We start from the raw sequence: 18,241 nt of genomic DNA, 5'->3' as shown, positions 1-18,241 counted from the left end.
CGCGGCCGCGGCCGCGTTCTCGCCCCGCGGACCCCGCAGCCGTCTCGCGATCGCTTCGGCCGTTTCACCGAGTGGGTCGCGCGAGCAATGGGCACGCCGACCTTCCTCCTGTCGCTGACGCTTTTCTGCGTGCTGTGGATGGGATGGAACTCCATCGCCCCCGATGACTGGCGCTTCGACTCCGCCGCGATCGGCTTCACGGCGCTGACCCTCGTGCTCTCTCTGCAAGCGTCGTACGCGGCCCCCCTGATCCTGCTCGCGCAGAACCGCCAGGACGATCGCGACCGCGTGCAGATCGAGCAAGACCGTCAGCGCGCCGAGCGCAACCTCGCCGATACCGAGTACCTCGCACGCGAGATCGTCGCCCTGCGCATGGCCGTCCGCGACCTGACGGACGAGGTCATCACGAAGGACACGCTGCGTGCCGAGCTGCGCGCCGCACTCCAACGACTCGACGACCACGACGAGCAGTCACGGCCCGCGCCGTGACGGTCGAACTCGCCGAACGTGTCCGCGCGGCCGTCGCCGCGGTGACCGACCCCGAGCTCCGTCGACCCCTCGGCGAGCTCGACATGGTGCGCGAGATCGACGTCCATGGCTCCCGGGCCGACGTCGGAATCGCCCTGACGATCGTCGGGTGCCCCGCCGCCGACCGCATCGAACGCGACGTCCGGGATGCCGCGGCCTCGGTCGCCGGGATCGATGCGGTCGACGTGCGGGTCGGGGTGATGTCACCCGACGAGCGCAGAGCCCTCACCGAGAAACTGCGCGGCGGGCGGGCGAAGCGTGAGATGCCCTTCGGCCCGGACTCGCTCACGCGCGTCATCGCCGTCACCAGCGGCAAGGGCGGTGTCGGCAAGTCGACGTTGACGGCCAACCTCGCGGTCGCTCTCGCGGCCCGAGGCCTCCGCGTCGGCTTGATCGACGCCGACGTGCACGGCTTCTCGATCCCCGGGCTGCTCGGCCTGATCGATGCCGACGGCCTCCCGCCCGCCCCGACGCGGATCGACGAGCTGATCCTGCCGCCGGTGGCCTACGGGGTGAAGGTGATCTCGATCGGCATGTTCCTCCGTCGTCCGGGAGAGGATGCCGCGGGCGCCGTCGCGTGGCGGGGTCCGATGCTGCACCGCACCGTGCAGCAGTTCCTCACCGACGTGTTCTTCGGGGACCTCGATGTGCTGCTGCTCGACATGCCGCCCGGAACGGGCGACGTGGCGATCTCCGTGGGCCAGCTGCTCCCCCACGCCGACGTCCTCGTCGTGACGACCCCGCAGGCGGCCGCGGCCGACGTCGCGGTCCGTTCCGGAACGGTCGCCCGTCAGACGGGACAGCGAGTGATCGGCGTGATCGAGAACATGGCCGCGATGACGCTCCCGGACGGCAGCTCGCTCGACCTGTTCGGCTCCGGCGGCGGCGATGCCGTGGCTCGCGCCCTGTCGACCGTCGACGACGACGTGCCCCTCCTGGCATCCGTCCCGTTGAGCCCGGCACTGCGCGGAGGCGGAGACGACGGCCACCCCGTGGTGCTCGGCGCACCCGATGATCCCGCATCACGTGCCATCGACGCGGCGGCCGCGGCTCTCGCGGTGAACCCGCGCGGGCTCGCCGGTCGAGCGCTCCGCGTCACCCCGTCGGCGTGACGGCCACCCGCTGACGGGCGGCGGGTCTCAGGTGGACTCGTCGTCGAACGGGGGAACCGACCCCGGTACGAAGGGCGGCTTCTCCGGTGTGACACGCGTGGCGACGGCGGCGGCACCGGCGGCGCGCATCGTCGCCGTCGGGGTGTCGTCGAGGAGAGCTTCGCGGACGATGCGACGCGGGTCATACTGACGCGGGTCGAGCTTGCGCCAGTCGACCTCGTCGAACTCCGGGCCCATCTCTTCGCGCATGCGCGATTTCGCTCCCTGCAGCGTCTCTTTCGCGCGACGGGTGAGCTTCGCGAGGGCTTCGGCGTACTTGGGGAGGCGCTCGGGGCCGATGACGAGTGCGGCGACCACACCGATCAGCATGAGCTTCTCGATGGTGAGCCCGAAGAACATGAGTTCAGATTACCCGCCGCGCCTCGGCCTCCGGCACGACCCCGCCCTCTAGCCTGGGCACGGAGGTCCAGGTGAGTGGTTACGAGGCGAACGAACGGTTCGTGCAGGAATCGACGGTGGAGCCGGAGCACATCGCCCGGGCTCGCGCGCACGCGCTCGAGCTGGGTGCCGCCCCGATCAGCCCCGCGGTCGGCGCGCAGACGGCGCTTCTCGCGGCCGCGACGCGCGCGCTGAACGTCGTCGAAGTCGGCACGGGCGGGGGCGTCTCGGGACTCTGGCTCTTGCACGGTTCTCCGCGCGCCACACTGACCACCATCGACAGCGAGCCGGAGCATCTCGGAGCCGCGCGCGCGGCGTTCGCCGATGCGCGGATTCCTGCGGCTCGAGCACGCTTCATCACGGGTCGTGCGGCCGAAGTCCTCCCCCGCATGAATGAAGCGTCGTACGACATCGTCTTCATCGACGCCGACCCTGACGGCGTCATCGAGTACGTCGAGCACGGCCTGCGCCTCGTGCGCGCGGGCGGCACGGTGCTCATTCCGCGCGTCCTCGCGGGCGGCGCCGTCGCCGATCCCGTTCGCCGCGACGCGGTGACGACGGCGTACCGCTCCCTCATCCAGGAGGTCCAGGCGTCACCCGCCGTCTTCGGAGCCCTGTCCACCACGGGCGAGGGCCTCTTGCAGCTGACGACCGTCTCGCCGACGTCCTGAGCGGGGCATGACCCCGCGGTTCACCCGCTGCACCGCGACAGTCACCCAACGAGAGAAGGCCGGCCCCGTCAGGGACCGGCCTTCTCTCGTGAAGTTCCGTCAGGATGCGTTGACGACACCACCGAGCACGTCGTGCAGTTCCTTCGCCTCGGCATCGTTCACCGAGACGACGAGTCGCCCGCCACCCTCGAGCGGCACGCGCACGATGATCAGCCGGCCCTCCTTCACGGCCTCCATCGGTCCGTCACCGGTTCGCGGCTTCATGGCTGCCATCGCGGCCCCCTTTTCGTCGTTGGTCTCCTGACAGTTTACCGGTAGCGCGCGTGGCGCGTCGTCCGACGCCACGCGGGGCGGCACGGCATCCGCTCAGGGGATCTGCCAGTAGGTGTTGGCCAGGGCGTACATGTTGTAGATCCACCACCACTGCCCGAGCAACGCCAGGGCGAGGACCCCGACGCGCCAGGCGGTGGAGCGAGGCACCGCGAGCGCTCCCCACAGGGGCGACACCGGCAGGAGCAACCGGAAGATGCTCGACTGCGGGAAGAACACCAGGAGCAGGTAGATGAGATAGCTGGCCGACCAGAGACGAACCTCGACACCGAGCCGTCGAATCGGACCGAGGAACCACAGCGCGAGAGAGACACCCACGACGAGCACCACCAGCGCGACGTAGCCGAGCCAGGCCCCGAGTCCCCACTGGGTGAACCAGAACGCGGCGGCCTGCACCCACCCCTCGACCGGGACGAAATGCCCGCTCGCGTCGGTGATCCAGTTGCGGCGCCACGCGAGCTCCGTCGCGAGATACGCGCCCGCGTCGCCCGTGACCATCGCCGCGATCGTCTGCCACGCGAATCCGACGGCCACGCTGACGAGCCCGAGGGCGACGATGTGCACGACCTCGCGTCGCGGGAGCGGATCGCTGCGTCGCCGGACGAAACGATGGATGCCGTAGAGCGCGAGGAACAGCGCGAAGGCGAGGATTCCCGGGCGGGTGAACCCCATGGCGGGGACGAGGAGGTAAAGCCACCCCCATCGCCGTCGCTGCACGCAGCGGAGTGCCACGAAGAGGAGGAACAGGAAGAGCGATTCGGCGTACCCGACCTGGAACAGCGCGGCCAGGGGACCGGTAGCGAAGAAGACCACCGCCCAGGTGGCAGCCGCATCGCCCACACGGTCACGGAGAAGGGCATGCAGCGCCAGGCTCGCGCCGTAACCGGCGAGGAGCGAGATCGTGACCGCCCCGGCACCCCAGGACCCCAGAAGAGCTCCCAGCCCCGCCGAGAGGTACGGGTACAGCGGAAGGAACGCCCACGCGTTCTCCGACACCGCACCCTCGACGTTGACGGGCAGCACGGACGGATACCCCGACACGGCCGCGAGCCAGTACCACTGCGCGTCCCACCCCAGGGCGAGCTGTCCGAGCGACGGGTCGACGCCGTAGCGCGATGCCGGTCCCGACATCGCCGCCGCGATCAGGAAGAAGACCGTCGTGACGACGCGCGCCGCGACGTAGATCAGGGCGATACGCCACGGCACGGGCAGACGAGCCCATCCCCGGACGGTTCCGGATGCCGCGACCTCGGTGGTCACGACCCGCTCAACCACGCTCGCAGGCCGTGCTCCACGGCGTCGATCTGCGCCACGGGAACGCGCTCCTCGTCGTGGTGCGCGAGGTGCGGATCGCCCGGACCGTAGTTGACGGCCGGGATGCCGAGCGCGGAGAACCGGGCGACGTCGGTCCAACCGTACTTCGGGCGGGGTGTCGCACCGACCGCGGCGACGAACTCCTGCGCGAGCGCCGCGTCCAAGCCCGGACGGGCGCCCTCGGCGACGTCGACGATCTCGACGTCGAAGCCGGTGAACACGTCGCGGACGACCCGTTCGGCGCCCGCCGCGTCGCGACTCGGGGCGAAGCGGTAGTTCACCTCGACCTCGCACGCGTCGGGGATCACGTTGCCCGCGACTCCCCCGGAGATCTTCACGGCGTTGAGGCCTTCGCGATAGAGCAGCCCCTCGACCTCGATCTCGCGAGCCCGGTACTCGGCGAGGCGCGCGAGGATGGGGGCCGCTTTATGGATCGCGTTCTCACCGATCCACGACCGAGCGCTGTGCGCGCGGACGCCGTCGGTTCGAATGACGGCGCGGAGCGTGCCGTTGCATCCCCCCTCGACCTCGCCGTTGCTGGGCTCCCCGAGGATCGCGAAGTCCCCGACGAAGAGGTCCGGGCGGTTGCGCGAGAGTCGCCCCAGACCGTTCAGCGAGGAATCGACCTCCTCGTGGTCGTACCACATCCACGTGATGTCGACCGGGGGCGCGACGAGCTCGGCGGCGAGCTTGAGCTGCACGGCGACGCCCGCCTTCATGTCGACGGTCCCGCGGCCCCAGAGCACGGCTTCGCCGTCGACGTCGCGGTCCTCGACGGGGAGGTTGCGGTTGATGGGCACGGTGTCGATGTGCCCGGCGATCACCACCCGACGCGCGCGGCCGAAATCGGTGCGCGCGACGATCGTGTCCCCGTCGCGGATGACCTCGAGGTGGTCGTAGTCGGCGAGGGCGGCGGCGATGGCATCCGCGAGGGTCGTCTCGTCACCGGACACGCTCGGGATGTCGCAGATGGCGCGCGTGAGATCGAGCGAGGACGACGTGAGATCGAGCGAGGGCATGCCCCCGATCCTATCCAGCGCGGTGCCGCCGGTAGCCTGGAGCCGTGAGCAATGAACGACGTATCAGCGCTGCCGGACTCTCGACCATCGCCGAGGGAGGGACCGTGCTCGACGCGTGGTTCCCGAAGCCGTCCCTGGGCGCCGAGCCCGAGGTCTCGACCGATCTCGAGGCCCAGGCCGGGGCCGATGAGCGCCGCAATGTCCGTATCGAGACGGTGTCGCTGACCATCGATGCCGATGCGGCCCCGGCGTCCACGGTCGACGCCTATCTGCGCCTCCACGCGCTGTCGCACCTGCTCGTGCGCCCGAACGAGATCAACCTCGACGGCATCTTCGGGCACCTGCCCAACGTCGCGTGGACCAACGCCGGCCCGATCCACCCCGATGACGCGGCGCGCCTGCGTCCCACGCTCCAGAGGCACGGCATCCAGATCCAGGGTCTCGACAAGTTCCCGCGCCTCACGGACTACGTGTCGCCCGCCGGCGTCCGCATCGCCGACGCCTCGCGTGTTCGCCTCGGTGCGCACCTCTCCCCCGGTACGACAGTGATGCACGAGGGCTTCGTGAACTTCAACGCCGGCACCCTCGGATCCTCGATGATCGAAGGACGTGTCTCGCAGGGCGTGGTGATCGGCGACGGCACCGACATCGGCGGCGGAGCCTCGATCATGGGCACGCTCTCCGGCGGCGGGACCCACCGCGTCTCGATCGGCGCGCGCACGCTGCTCGGAGCCAACGCGGGCATCGGCATCTCGCTCGGCGACGACTGCGTCGTCGAGGCGGGCCTCTACGTCACGGCCGGCACGAAGGTGAAGGTCGGCGACGAGGTCGTCAAGGCGGGCGAACTGTCGGGGCGCAACGGCATCCTGTTCCGACGCAACTCGCTGACGGGCGCTGTCGAAGCGTCGGCGCGAGCGGGTGTCGGCGTGACGCTGAACGAGGCGCTGCACGCCTGAGCCGCGGCACTCCCCTCTCATAAACGCGATCCACGCGCAGAAACGCGTTCTCCCCGTGTTTCTGTGCGTGGATCGCGTTTATGAGCGCGCTAGCCGCGCCGGCCCTGACGCGCTGGCCCTCGCACGCCGGCCCTCACACGAAACGCCCCGCCCCTCCGAAGAGGGACGGGGCGTTTGCGGCAGCGGGATCAGCCGATGCCGGGGTAGTTGCGCTCGGCAGCCCCCGTGTAGAGCTGCTGCGGGCGGCCGATCTTGGTCTGCGGGTCGGTGATCGCCTCACGCCACTGCGCGAGCCAGCCCGGCAGACGACCGATCGCGAAGAGGACCGTGAACATGCGCGTGGGGAAACCCATCGCCTTGTAGATCACGCCGGTGTAGAAGTCGACGTTCGGGTACAGACGACGTTCCTTGAAGTAGTCGTCCTGCAGCGCGATCTGCTCGAGCTCCTTCGCGAGGTCGAGCAGCGGGTCGCTGACGCCGAGGGCTTCGAGAACCTCGTCGGCCGCTTCTTTCACGAGCTTGGCGCGCGGGTCGTAGTTCTTGTAGACCCGGTGGCCGAAGCCCATGAGCTTGACGCCCTCTTCTTTGTTCTTCACCCGCTCGACGAAGCGCTCGACGCTCTCGCCGGAGTCACGGATGCGACCGAGCATCTGCAGCACGGCCTCATTGGCGCCACCGTGCAGCGGGCCGGACAGGGCCTGGATGCCGGCGGAGATCGACGCGAACTGGTTGGCACCGGTCGAGCCCACCAGACGCACCGTCGAGGTCGAGGCGTTCTGCTCGTGGTCGGCGTGCAGCATGAGCAGCAGGTCGAGGGCCTTGGTCATGACCGGGTTGACCTCGTAGATCTCGCTCAGCACACCGAAGTTGAGCTTGAGGAAGTTGTCGACGAAGCCGAGCGAGTTGTCGGGGTACAGGAAGGCCTGGCCGATGCTCTTCTTGTGCGCGTACGCCGCGATCACGGGAAGCTTGGCGAGCATGCGCACCGTGTTCAGCTCGACGTGCTCGGGGTTGTGCGGGTCCGACTCGGACTCGTAGTAGGTCGAGAGAGCCGCGGTGGCCGCAGAGAGCACCGACATGGGGTGCGCGGTCGGGGGCAGCGACGAGAAGAATCGCTTGAGGTCCTCGTGCAGGAGCGTGTGACGGCGGATGCGCTCGTCGAACGAGGCGAGTTCGGATGCCGACGGCAGTTCGCCGTAGATGAGCAGCCACGCGACCTCGAGGTAGGTGCTGTTCTTCGCGAGCTGCTCGATCGGGTACCCGCGATAGCGCAGGATGCCCTGGTCGCCATCGATGTAGGTGATGTCGGACTTCGTCGACGCGGTGTTCACGAAGCCGTAGTCGAGCGTCGTGTGGCCGGTCTGCTTCGTCAGCGACGCGATGTCGATGCTCGGGATGCCGTCGGTTCCCCGGAGCACCGGGAATTCGGCGGTGGTGCCCCCCACCGTGAGGGTGGCCTTGTCGTTCTGCGTTCCCGCGTCGCTCACCGCGCCTCCTTGCGATTTCTGGTCGCCCATTTGTTCGGCCACGGGGGCGGAGGCACCCGCGGTCTTCTCGACCGGGGGATGCCACGAGTGCGGCCTCACGGTCGACACGCGCTCGGAGGGATGCCCGAGCACAGTGCTTTTACAGCCTAGTAGGCCGTGGCACGTACAGATGACAACGCCAAAGGATGCCCCCATCGAATGGAGGGATCCTCCTCATCGCCCGCGACGATGCTCCCCGGCGTCGACGCGGGGCGCGACTGGTCCCGACGCGGGGGTCAGAGGTCGGCGGACCGTGAGCGGCCGACGTAGGCGGTGGGGGTCACTCCGAACCGCGCGCGAAAGGCCGAGATGAAGCTGCTGACCGAGTCGTAGCCGACGGACGGAGCGACGGCGTGCACGGGCTCACCCCCCTGCAGCAGGCCGACCGCGACGTGCAGACGCGCCCGCACACGCCATTCCCGGAAGGTCCAACCCGTGTCCGCGAGGAAGGCGCGTGCGATGGTCTTCGCGCTGACGCCCTCACTCGCCGCCCAGGCGGCGAGTTCGCGATCGTCGTCGGGCGCGGCGAGCAGCGCGACAGCGATCGCGCGCGCACGGGAGTCGCGCGGCAGAGCGACAACCTCGCGCGAGACCGGGGCCTCGGCGACCAGGTCGCTGAGGAGCGCGTAGGCGGCTTGTCGACGCGCTGCGGACCGCCCATCGACCGAGAGATGACGCAGGAGTGCCCCGCCGAGGGGATCGAGCGCGAGAACGCGAGCCTGCGCCCAGCCCGAGGGGCTCGGTCGGTGTCGTTGATCCACGTACGCGCTGACGAGCTCCCCCGGTTCGGCGAAGCGCATCTCGTGCAGCACCCCGGTGGGGATCCACGCCGCGTGATCGTGACGGAGGTGCCAGCGATCGGATCCGACCGAGACCTCCACGGATCCGGATGCCATCCACGCGAGCTGATCCTCCTCGTGACGGTGCAACGCGAATTCGCTGCCGCCGTCGACGAATGTCGACGTGACCGCGAACTCGGCGAATGTCCACTGGCGAACACGCGGCGCGGAGAGAGCCGCATCCACGTGGTCCGCGTGTTCCCCAAGCGACATGACCGTGTCCTCGATCAGCACGTGGTGTCTCCTCACGACGATGGCGGGCAAAGTAAGGCAAGGCTAACCTAGCGGCGCCCGTACCCGTCTACCCGAGAGCCTCCATGTCCGTCACCCTGCACCGCTCCCGCCCCGCGCGTCTCGCCGCGCTCGGCACCGTCCTCGCCGTCACCGCCGCCCTGCTCGCCGGCTGTGGCGGCACCGCCACGGCTGTCGCGGAGAACGCGACCTATTCGACCGAGCCGAGCGACGCGTTCCCCGTCACCGTGACCCACCAGTTCGGCGAGACCACGGTAGAGGCGGAACCGCAGCGCGTCGTCGTCGTGGGCCTCACCGAGCAGGACATCCTGCTCGAACTCGGTACACCCCCGATCGCCACGACCGAGTGGTACGGGGAACAGCCCTATGCCGTCTGGCCGTGGGCGACCGATCTGCTCAACGGTGCCGAGCCCACCGTGCTGTCGGCCACCGACGGCTTCGAGTTCGAGAAGATCGCCTCGCTCGAGCCCGACCTCATCGTCGGCACGAACGCGAACATGACGGCCGACGACTACACCAAGCTCAGCGCGATCGCCCCCACGATCGCGAGCGTCCCCGGCAGCGAGCGCTACTTCTCCGACTGGAAGGGTCAGACCCGGCAGATCGCTCAGGCGATGGGGCGCAGCGCCGAGGGCGAGAAGCTCATCACCGGCATCGAAGAGCAGTACGCGGCGGCCGCGGCCGCCCACCCCGAGTTCGCCGGCAAGACGGCGTCGTTCTCGCAGGGCGGCCCCTGGGAGGGCAGCATCTACGTGTATCCCGACGGCCTGAACACCGACTTCCTCACCGACCTCGGCTTCGTGATCACCCCGGGGCTCGAGAAGTACGTTCAGCAGAAGGGCGCGCAGGCGCTCATCTCGGGCGAGAACATGTCGCTCATCGACGCCGACGTCATCGTCTTCGCCACCGAGAGCGCCGACTCGCTGCCTGCGCTGCTCGACTTCGGAACGACGCGGTCGCTGTCGGCGGTCACCGGAGGACGCGCTGTCTACACCGACGCCGAGCTCGCGGGCGCCATCTACTTCCTCACGCCGTTGAGCCAGAAGTACGTCATCGACAAGCTCGTCCCGCGCCTCGAGAAGGCCGTCGCCGGCACCTCCCCGCAGAGTGTCGAGGGCTGACCCGCGGTGATCTCGCCCCTCGCGGTCGCGTCGCGCCCTGCTGCGCGGCGCGACCGCCCCTCCGCCTCCCCTCGTCGCCGAGCCGCGGGTCTCGTCGTTGCCGTGGTCGCCCTCGTCGTGGCGGCCGGCCTCAGCGTCGCGGTCGGCTCGAACGCCCTCTCCCCCGCCGAGATCTGGCATGCCCTGGCCACCCCCGACGGAGCGGTCACCGATCAGATCGTCCGTGACCTGCGCGTCCCCCGCACGATCGCCGCGGTCGTCGCCGGGGTCGCCCTCGGACTCGCCGGCGCGCTGATCCAGGCATTCACCCGGAATCCCCTCGGCGATCCCGGCATCCTGGGAGTGGATGCCGGCGCCGCCCTCTTCGTCGCGATCGGCGTCGTCCTGGGCGCGGTGACCGCCGTGCAGTTCCTCCCCTGGGCGTTCGGCGGCGCCCTCCTGGTCACCGTCGCCGTCTACGCGATCGGCGGGGCGGGACGCGGCGGGCCCGATCCCGTGCGGTTGACCCTGGCCGGAGTCGCCGTCGGAGCCGTGCTCATGGGCGTCACGAGCGCGATGATGCTCCTCGACCCGGTCACCTTCGCGCGCCTGCGGGGGTGGAACGCGGGTTCGTTCGTGGAACGCGGGTGGGACGTCATCCTCCCCGTCGTCCCTTTCGTCGGCTGCGGTGTCGTCGTGGCCCTCGCCTGCGCGCGGTCGCTCAACTCTCTCGGCCTCGGCGACGAACTCGCCTCCTCCCTCGGCACGAGACTCGTGCGCACCCGTGTGCTCTCGATCGCGGCCATCACCGTCCTCGCGGGATCGGCAACGGCGATCGCCGGTCCGATCGCCTTCGTCGGCCTCATGGCTCCGCACGTCGCGAGATGGATCGTCGGGCCGGACCAGAGGTGGATCCTCCCGTACACGATGGTGATCGCACCGACGGTGCTCCTCGTGTCCGATGTCATCGGTCGGGTGATCCTGTGGCCGAGCGAAGTGCCGGTGGGCATCGTCACCGCCTTCGTCGGAGCACCCGTGCTCATCGCGCTGGTGCGCCGGGCGAGAGCGAGCAGCCTGTGAGCCTCGTCATCCGCCGTGGGCCGGTGTCGCTGCGCTTCCGCGTGCGCACGCTCACGACGGGGGTCGTCGTCGCCGTGGTCGCGGCGATCCTCGCGGTCCTCGCACTCTGTCTCGGCGACCTGCCCCTCACCCCTGCTCAGGTCGGGGGCGCCCTTCTCGGCGCTGACCACGGCTTCACGGCGACCGTCGTCCGCGAGTGGCGGCTTCCGCGCGTGCTCGCCGCTCTCGTCTTCGGCGCCGCTCTGGGCGTGTCGGGAGCGGTCTTCCAGTCGCTCACGAGGAACCCGCTCGCCAGCCCCGACGTCATCGGGCTGTCGGCCGGCTCCTACGCCGGCGGGTTGAGCGCGATCATTCTCTTCGGCGCGGCGGCGGGCAGTGGTCCCGTCTCCGCGGGGGCGATCGCGGGAGGCCTCGCCGCCGCGGCACTGGTGTACGTGCTCGCCTACCGGCGCGGCATCCAGGGCTTCCGTCTGATCGTCGTCGGCATCGGCGTCTCGGCGATGCTCCAAGCACTCAGCACCTACCTCGTGCTGCGAGCCAAGATCGAAGTGGCGATGGTCGCCGCCGTGTGGGGCGCGGGCTCGCTGTCGCCGGTCGGATGGGGGCAGTTCCTCCCCGCCGCCGCGGTGATCACTGTCGCCCTCGTCGCCCTCGCCGTCTTCAGCGGTGCCCTCTCGCGCCTCGAGCTCGGCGACGACGCGGCGCGGGCGCTCGGCATCCGCGTCGAGAGGTCCCGGCTCGGTCTGGTCGTCTGCGCCGTCGCGCTGACCGCGGTGGTCACCGCGGCCGCCGGACCCATCGCTTTCGTCGCCCTCGCCGCACCGCAGATCGCACGGCGGCTGGCCCGGACAGCGGGCATCGCCCTCGTGCCGTCGGCGCTCGTCGGGGCGGTCGTGCTCCTGGCATCCGACATCGTCGCTCAGCACATGCTGCCCACGCCGCTTCCCGTGGGCCTGGTCACCGTCGTCGTCGGCGGCCTCTACCTCGTCTGGCTCCTCATCCACGAAACCCGGAGACGCGCATGACCGCTCCCGCCCGCCTCGCCGCTCATGATCTGACCATCGGCTACGACCGCCGCATCATCTCGGAGAAGCTGTCAGTCGCCATCCCCGACGGCTCCTTCACGGTGATCGTGGGCGCCAACGCGAGCGGAAAGTCCACGCTCCTGCGCGCTCTCGCCCGCCTTCTCACGCCGGTGTCGGGCGAGGTACGGCTCGACGAGCGACCGCTGGGGGAATACCAACCCAAAGAGCTCGCGCGAGCCGTGGGCCTGCTTCCGCAGACGTCTCTCGCTCCCGACGGCATCACGGTCATCGACCTCGTGGCCCGCGGACGGTACCCCCACCAGGGGTTTCTGCGGCAGTGGTCCGTCGACGACGAGGCGGCGGTGAGGCAGGCTCTGGATGCCACCGGCACGGCGGATCTGTCGGGACGTCTCGTCGCGGAACTGTCGGGCGGCCAGCGCCAGCGGGTCTGGATCGCCATGGCGCTGGCGCAGCAGACGCCGATCCTCCTGCTCGACGAACCCACGACCTTCCTCGACATCGCCCACCAGATCGAGCTGATGGAGCTGCTGACCGACCTGAACGAGCAGGGGCGCACGCTCGTGGCCGTGCTCCATGACCTGAACCAGGCGGCGCGATACGGGAGCCACCTCATCGCCGTGAAAGACGGGCGGATCGTCGCCGAAGGCGCCCCGGCCGACATCGTGACGGCCGAGATGGTCGAGGACGTCTTCGGCCTGCGCTGCGTGGTGACCCCCGACCCGGTCTCGGGGACACCCGCGGTCTCGGCCCTCGGCCGAGACAGGGCCGTCCGGCCGTGAGGATGCTTCTCCAGGCCCCCGCCGACCCCGTTCGCACCCGAGATCTGTCGGTCACCGATCGAACGACCCCGCGCTCACTCGCCCTGCGGGCGATGGGTGCGGCGCCTCGCTACACCGTTCCGGCCGCCGCGCTCTCGATCACCCACCAGGTGGGCGAAGCGCTCGTCCCGATCGTCATGGGGCTCGCGATCGAACGCGCGGTCACGACCGGCGATCCCGCTCAGCTCGTGCTGTGGCTCGGGGTGCTCGCGGCCGACTTCGTCCTGCTGTCCTTCTCCTGGCGTTTCGGATCGCGGCTCGCGGAACTGGGCATGCTGGCCGTCCAACACCGTCTCCGGATCTCCGTCGCGACCCACGTTCTCGGGCGACCACCACGACCGGGGCGTCCGTCGGAGCAGCCCGGCGTCGCCCTCTCGATCGCCACGTCCGACGCCAACAGGCTGGCGGAGGCCGTCGAGATCGGCGTCTACCCCGTGGGCCAGCTCGCAGCGGTGCTCTTCGGCGGAGCCGTGCTCGTCACCGTCTCGTGGCCGCTGGGCGTCGCCGTCCTGCTCGGCGCGCCGATCCTGCTGTGGGTCACGGAGCGCGCGGGTCGACGACTGCGCGACCGTAGCGGCGAGGAGCAGGAAGCCGCGGCCGCTGCGGCGGGTCGGGCCGCTGACCTCATGAGCGGATACCGCGTGATCCGCGGCATCGGCGCCGAAGCCGAGGCGGGCCGCCGGTACCGTCGCGCCAGCCGCGCCGCCCTCGTAGATACCATGCGCGCCCGCCGCGCCGAGGGGGTCTTCGGCGGGGCCATGAGCGTCGTCACCGGACTGTTCCTCACCGCCGTCGCCGTCGCCGCGGCCCTGCTCACGATGTCGGGAGGCCTGGGCCTCGGCGAGTTCATCGCGGTCGTGGGACTCGCGCAGTTCCTTCTCGACCCGCTGCGCGCGCTCGCGCTCTACACCGGCTCATGGTGGGCGTCGGCGACGGCCTCTGCGGCACGGGTGCTCGATGTCCTCCGCGACACCGAACCGATGGCGGTCGTCGCGCCACCGAGCCCGGCGGCACAGCGGGCGCCGGACATCCGGCCCGGAGAGTTCGTGGTCGTTGCGTGCGGCGGCGAGCGGGCCGCCGAGGTGATCGCGGCCCTGCGGGCACGGCATCCCGAAGCCCTCCACGCTCCGCACGCTGCGCACCTGTTCGCCGGGACGGTCGCCGACAACGTCAGCCCGCCGGATCGGGATGCCGCGGCCCTGTCGGCGGCCCTTCACGCCGCCGTGTGCGACGAACTCGCCACCGCACTGCCCGCCGGACTCGACAGCCGCGTCGGCGAGAACGGCAACGCGCTGTCGGGCGGTCAGCGTCAACGGGTCGCCCTCGCGCGCGCTCTCGCGCACGACCCCGAACTGCTGGTGCTGCACGATCCGACCACCGCCGTCGACGCCGTCACCGAAGCGCGAATCGCCGAGCGGGTACACAAGATGCGGCGCCATCGACGCACCGTCGTCATCACGCGCGCACCGGCGTTCGCCGCCATCGCAGATCGCGTGATCCGCATGCCCGAAGGAGCGACCGAATGAGTGTCCCCCTCCCGCTCGCCTCGGCCCGAGAGGTGTTGCACGAACTCCGGAAGTCCCTTCCGCGCGGATGGTGGCGCCTGCCGTCGCTCATCGCGGTCGTGCTCTCGGCTGCGGCGTCGGGAGTGGTGGGCCCGCTCGCCCTCGGGGTCGTCGTGGACGCGATCGGCGCGGGCGACGACGCACCGCCGCTCGCGTGGACGCTCGCCGCCGTGATGGCCGGCGCGGTCGTGACCGGCGCCGTGCTCACCGCCGTCGGCATGGTCTCGGCCTCGCAGTTGTTCGAGAGCGCCCTCGCCGACCTCCGTGAGCGGATGGTCGACACCGCCCTGCACCTGCCTCCGGCTCGCGTCGAACACGCCGGCACGGGCGATCTGATCGCCCGGGCCGGCGATGATGTCGCCCAGGTGTCGGATGCCATCCCCCGCGTCGTCCCGGCCCTCGTCGGGGCGGCGTTCACGATCGCCGTCACCCTCGTCGGTATGGCGGTCATCGATCCCTGGTACGCGGTGGCGTTGATCGCCATCACGCCCCTGCACGTCTTCGCGGTGCGTCGCTATCTGCGTCACGCCCCGGGTGTCTACGCGGCGGAGCGCGCCGCGATGGCCGAGCGCGCACAGCATCTCCTCGACACGCTGCGCGGGCTGGAGACCGTCCGCGCCTATCGCACGGCTCCTTCGCACCTGGACCGCATCTCGACCGCGTCGTGGGCCGTCGTGCGGTGGAGCATGCGCGCACGCGGCATCCAGAACCTGTTCTTCGCCCGGCTGAACGCGGCGGAGTTCCTCGGCATGGCGGGTCTGCTCGTCGTGGGGTTCGTCCTCGTCGCGAACGGGCACGGCAGCGTGGGTGGGACGACCGCAGCCATGCTGCTGTTCCTCCGCCTGTTCGGCCCGATCAACGAGCTGCTCTTCGTCGTCGACGACCTGCAATCGGCCCTGGCGTCGCTCTCGCGCATCGTCGGGGTCATCCGAACGGCGGCGCCGCGGGATCCCGTGAGCGAATCGTCACGCGGTCCCGCCGGCGTCGAACCGCACGGCACCGAGCCGCGCGACGTCGACCCGCGCGACGTCGACCCCCGCGACGTCGACCTGCGCGGGATCACCCACGCGTACGACGCGGGTCACCCCGTGCTGCACGACGTGTCACTGCGAATCGCGGCGGGCGAGAGCGTGGCGGTCGTCGGAGCGTCGGGTGCCGGGAAGTCCACGCTCGCCGCGATCGCCGCCGGAGTGCACGACCCGCTCGTCGGCGAGGTCGACCGACCGCGTTCCGTCGCTCTCGTCACGCAGGACGTGCACGTCTTCGATGCCGACCTCCGCGACAACCTCACCCTCGCAGCACCCGGCGCGACCGACGACGAGGTGCATGCCGCGTTGCGGCACGTGGGCGCCGAGGACATCGTCGCGCGGCTGGCCCGCGGCCTCGACGAACCGGTCGGTGCCTCGGGGACTCCCCTGTCACCCTCCGAGGCCCAGCATCTCGCGCTGGCACGAGTTCTCCTCGCCGACCCCGCGTTCATCGTCCTCGACGAGGCCACCGCCGAGGCCGGCTCCACCGAGGCGGGACGCCTCGAGGACGCGGCGTCGGCGGCCATCGGGGGGCGAACCGCGCTCGTCGTCGCGCATCGACTCAGCCAGGCCGCGTCCGCCGACCGTGTCGTGCTGCTCGACGCCGGTCGTGTGCACGAGGAGGGCACCCACGACGACCTCCGCACCGCGGGCGGGGCCTACGCGCGCCTGTGGGACGCGTGGAGTCGTTCGACCTGAATCAGGGAGCGAGCCGCTCGGCCGCCGCGGCGATCCGCTCATCGGTCGCGGTCAGCGAGAACCGCACGTGGTTCGGGAAGTGCGTGCCGTAGAAGTGCCCCGGACCGACGAGGATACCGAGGTCGGCGAGCCGCCCCACGCTCTCCCACGCGTCGCGTCCCTCGGTGGCCCACAGGTACAGGCCGGCCTCGCTGCGGTCGATGGTGAAGCCGGCGGCCTCGACCGCGGGCTTCAGCACGGCGCGGCGCCGGGCGTAGCGCTCATGCTGCTCGGCGACGTGCGCGTCATCGCCGAGAGCCACGGTCATCGCGCGCTGCACGGGAGCGGGAGGCATCAGACCGAGGTGCTTACGCCCGGTCAGCAACCGCGAGACGAGCGCCGCGTCACCGGCCAAGAACGCCGCGCGGTAGCCGGCGAGGTTCGACTGCTTGCTCAGCGAGTACACCGACAGCACGTCGGTGAGGTCGTCCCCGACCACGGCGGGATCCAGAACGCTCGGCACCCGGTCGACGTCCCAGGGTGCGTCCCACCCGAGTTCGGCGTAGCACTCGTCCGACGCCAGAACGGCTCCGAGCTCTCGCGCCCGGCTCACGGCATCCGTCATCTCGGACACCGACAGCACGCGGCCGTCGGGGTTTCCCGGCGAGTTGACCCAGACGAGCCTCGTGTTCGCGGGCCACTCGGCCGGATCATCGGATGCCACCGGCTCGGCGCCCACGAGACGCGCGCCCACCTCGTAGGTCGGGTACGCCGCGCGCGGGTGCACCACGGCATCGCCGGGGCCGAGACCCAGCAGCAGAGGGAGGAGCGCGACGAGCTCTTTCGAGCCGACGGTGGGCAGGACGTTCGCGGCGCTCAGACCGGGGACGCCGCGCCGTCGGGCGTACCACTCGGCGATCGCCTCACGCAGCGCAGGCGTTCCGGCGGTCTGGGGGTAAGCGTGCGCGTCGGTCGCGTCGGCGAGAGCCTCGGCGACCACCGCGGGCGTCGGGTCGACGGGCGAGCCGATCGACAGGTCGACGATGCCGGCGGGGTGACGCCTCGCCCGTTCCGCGTAGGGGGCGACGGCGTCCCAGGGGTAGTCGGCGAGGTCGGCGACGCCCACGGCTCAGTGGCTCTGGGGGGGAAGCGCGGTGATGACGGGGTGATCCTTGGCGATCACGCCGACCTTGGCGGCACCGCCGGGAGAGCCGATGTCGTCGAAGAACTCGACGTTCGCCTTGTAGTAGTCGGACCACTCTTCGGGCAGATCGTCTTCGTAGTAGATCGCCTCGACCGGGCACACCGGTTCGCATGCACCGCAGTCGACGCATTCGTCGGGGTGGATGTAGAGCGACCGCTCGCCTTCGTAGATGCAGTCGACCGGACACTCGTCGATGCAGGCGCGGTCTTTGACATCGACACACGGGAGGGCGATCACGTAAGTCACGACACCAGTCTAATCGCGCTCGCCGGAAGGGCTTCGCCGCGCGCCGTCGGCCCTATGATCCGCTCGCGTCAGCGGACGTGAGCCGCGGCCCGGGCTTCGTCTGACTCGGTCGTCCCCTGCGGCAGGTGCGAGAAGGACGGCCAGAAGGCGACGAATACCATCAGCGCGGGGCCGACGACCGTCCAGACCACCGGGATCCACTCCATGCCGGGGCTGGGCGCGGCCACGATCGCCGATCCACCGAGGCCGGGCTGCGAGAACACGTACGTCGCGAGCGAGATGCCGAGCCCGCCCGCGAGGGCATTGACGCGGTCGCCCGTCAGCGTGCGGAGAGCGACCAGCAGCGCGGCGCTTCCGAGAGTCGCGAGGAGGAGTCCGAGCGGCACCGGTCCGAGGCGGAACGCCTGACCGATCGTGCCCGCTACGCCGTAGAAGGCGCCGATGAGCAGCGCCACGACCCAGCCGACGATGCGCAGGATGCCAGAGCTCAT

At 70.6% G+C, this 18,241-nt stretch carries 19 protein-coding genes; 10 read left to right on the top strand and 9 right to left on the bottom strand.

Translation table 11 applies throughout. From position 1 onward, the window contains the following. Window positions 1-489 (top strand): DUF1003 domain-containing protein (locus NS283_RS16895; RefSeq protein ID WP_058598018.1); only part of this gene is annotated, 489 nt, incomplete at its 5' end. Then, complete coding sequence (locus tag NS283_RS16890) at window positions 486-1,640, top strand: Mrp/NBP35 family ATP-binding protein (protein WP_058598010.1); 1,155 nt, start codon at window positions 486-488, stop codon at window positions 1,638-1,640. The genes NS283_RS16895 and NS283_RS16890, both read left to right, overlap by 4 nt. A 27-nt stretch (window positions 1,641-1,667) precedes the next feature. Here NS283_RS16890 and NS283_RS16885 read toward each other — a convergent pair whose 3' ends face one another. Further along, window positions 1,668-2,039 (bottom strand): twin-arginine translocase TatA/TatE family subunit, encoded by a 372-nt coding sequence (locus NS283_RS16885; RefSeq protein WP_058598009.1) that lies wholly within the window; start codon window positions 2,037-2,039, stop codon window positions 1,668-1,670. A gap of 71 nt (window positions 2,040-2,110) precedes the next feature. Here NS283_RS16885 and NS283_RS16880 point away from each other — a divergent pair, with 71 nt between their 5' ends. After that, window positions 2,111-2,749 carry an O-methyltransferase gene (locus NS283_RS16880; RefSeq protein ID WP_058598008.1) on the top strand — a complete coding sequence of 213 codons (639 nt, stop codon included), beginning with the start codon at window positions 2,111-2,113 and terminating at the stop codon, window positions 2,747-2,749. Between the two features lie 99 nt (window positions 2,750-2,848). Here NS283_RS16880 and NS283_RS18490 read toward each other — a convergent pair whose 3' ends face one another. From NS283_RS18490 to dapE, 3 genes are all read right to left on the bottom strand, one after another. Continuing rightward, window positions 2,849-3,022: a DUF3117 domain-containing protein gene (locus NS283_RS18490; RefSeq protein WP_013586186.1), complete on the bottom strand. Its 174-nt coding sequence runs from the start codon at window positions 3,020-3,022 to the stop codon at window positions 2,849-2,851. 93 nt (window positions 3,023-3,115) lie between these two features. Continuing rightward, window positions 3,116-4,339 carry a hypothetical protein gene (locus NS283_RS16875; RefSeq protein WP_058598007.1) on the bottom strand — a complete coding sequence of 408 codons (1,224 nt, stop codon included), beginning with the start codon at window positions 4,337-4,339 and terminating at the stop codon, window positions 3,116-3,118. Continuing rightward, complete coding sequence (gene dapE / locus NS283_RS16870) at window positions 4,336-5,412, bottom strand: succinyl-diaminopimelate desuccinylase (RefSeq protein ID WP_058598006.1); 1,077 nt, start codon at window positions 5,410-5,412, stop codon at window positions 4,336-4,338. Before dapE ends, NS283_RS16875 begins: the two co-directional genes overlap by 4 nt. Before the next feature lie 44 nt (window positions 5,413-5,456). Between dapE and dapD the strand changes: the two genes are divergently transcribed. Continuing rightward, window positions 5,457-6,368, top strand: a complete 912-nt coding sequence (dapD, locus tag NS283_RS16865) for a 2,3,4,5-tetrahydropyridine-2,6-dicarboxylate N-succinyltransferase (protein WP_058598005.1) — start codon at window positions 5,457-5,459, stop codon at window positions 6,366-6,368. Window positions 6,369-6,556: 188 nt separating this feature from the next. Here dapD and NS283_RS16860 read toward each other — a convergent pair whose 3' ends face one another. Further along, the gene (locus NS283_RS16860) at window positions 6,557-7,885 is read right to left on the bottom strand and encodes a citrate synthase (protein WP_373426649.1); all 1,329 of its coding nucleotides are present in this window, start codon (window positions 7,883-7,885) and stop codon (window positions 6,557-6,559) included. 245 nt (window positions 7,886-8,130) lie between these two features. Continuing rightward, window positions 8,131-8,967 carry a helix-turn-helix domain-containing protein gene (locus NS283_RS16855; protein WP_058598004.1) on the bottom strand — a complete coding sequence of 279 codons (837 nt, stop codon included), beginning with the start codon at window positions 8,965-8,967 and terminating at the stop codon, window positions 8,131-8,133. Between the two features lie 83 nt (window positions 8,968-9,050). Here NS283_RS16855 and NS283_RS16850 point away from each other — a divergent pair, with 83 nt between their 5' ends. The 6 genes from NS283_RS16850 to NS283_RS16825 are packed head-to-tail and all read left to right on the top strand — an operon-like array spanning window position 9,051 to window position 16,321. Then, window positions 9,051-10,106, top strand: coding sequence for an ABC transporter substrate-binding protein (locus NS283_RS16850; RefSeq protein WP_081317475.1), 1,056 nt, complete (start codon window positions 9,051-9,053; stop codon window positions 10,104-10,106). 6 nt (window positions 10,107-10,112) lie between these two features. Continuing rightward, on the top strand, window positions 10,113-11,165 hold the full coding sequence (locus NS283_RS16845) for a FecCD family ABC transporter permease (protein ID WP_081317474.1): 1,053 nt from the start codon (window positions 10,113-10,115) through the stop codon (window positions 11,163-11,165). Then, window positions 11,162-12,190, top strand: coding sequence for a FecCD family ABC transporter permease (locus NS283_RS16840; protein ID WP_058598003.1), 1,029 nt, complete (start codon window positions 11,162-11,164; stop codon window positions 12,188-12,190). The genes NS283_RS16845 and NS283_RS16840 overlap by 4 nt, the downstream gene beginning before the upstream one ends. Continuing rightward, entirely contained in the window at window positions 12,187-12,990 is an 804-nt protein-coding gene (locus tag NS283_RS16835; protein ID WP_058598002.1) for an ABC transporter ATP-binding protein, read from the top strand. Before NS283_RS16840 ends, NS283_RS16835 begins: the two co-directional genes overlap by 4 nt. Before the next feature lie 2 nt (window positions 12,991-12,992). Then, a complete protein-coding gene (locus NS283_RS19290; protein WP_058598001.1) occupies window positions 12,993-14,555 on the top strand; it encodes an ABC transporter transmembrane domain-containing protein in 1,563 nt (520 codons plus the stop codon). Beyond that, a complete protein-coding gene (locus NS283_RS16825; RefSeq protein ID WP_058598000.1) occupies window positions 14,552-16,321 on the top strand; it encodes an ABC transporter ATP-binding protein in 1,770 nt (589 codons plus the stop codon). The genes NS283_RS19290 and NS283_RS16825 overlap by 4 nt, the downstream gene beginning before the upstream one ends. A 1-nt stretch (window position 16,322) precedes the next feature. On the opposite strand, the gene dapC is transcribed toward NS283_RS16825, so the two are convergent. From dapC to NS283_RS16810, 3 genes are all read right to left on the bottom strand, one after another. Next, window positions 16,323-17,426 carry a succinyldiaminopimelate transaminase gene (dapC, locus tag NS283_RS16820; protein ID WP_058597999.1) on the bottom strand — a complete coding sequence of 368 codons (1,104 nt, stop codon included), beginning with the start codon at window positions 17,424-17,426 and terminating at the stop codon, window positions 16,323-16,325. 3 nt (window positions 17,427-17,429) lie between these two features. After that, window positions 17,430-17,750, bottom strand: coding sequence for a ferredoxin (gene fdxA / locus NS283_RS16815; RefSeq protein WP_013586172.1), 321 nt, complete (start codon window positions 17,748-17,750; stop codon window positions 17,430-17,432). Between the two features lie 68 nt (window positions 17,751-17,818). Beyond that, complete coding sequence (locus NS283_RS16810) at window positions 17,819-18,241, bottom strand: hypothetical protein (RefSeq protein ID WP_058597998.1); 423 nt, start codon at window positions 18,239-18,241, stop codon at window positions 17,819-17,821.

The sequence above is a fragment of the Microbacterium testaceum genome, assembly GCF_001476285.1.
Lineage (GTDB): Bacteria > Actinomycetota > Actinomycetes > Actinomycetales > Microbacteriaceae > Microbacterium > Microbacterium testaceum_B.
The sequence above is the reverse complement of the archived record's forward strand: the minus strand, read 5'-3'. Positions and strand labels throughout refer to the sequence as shown.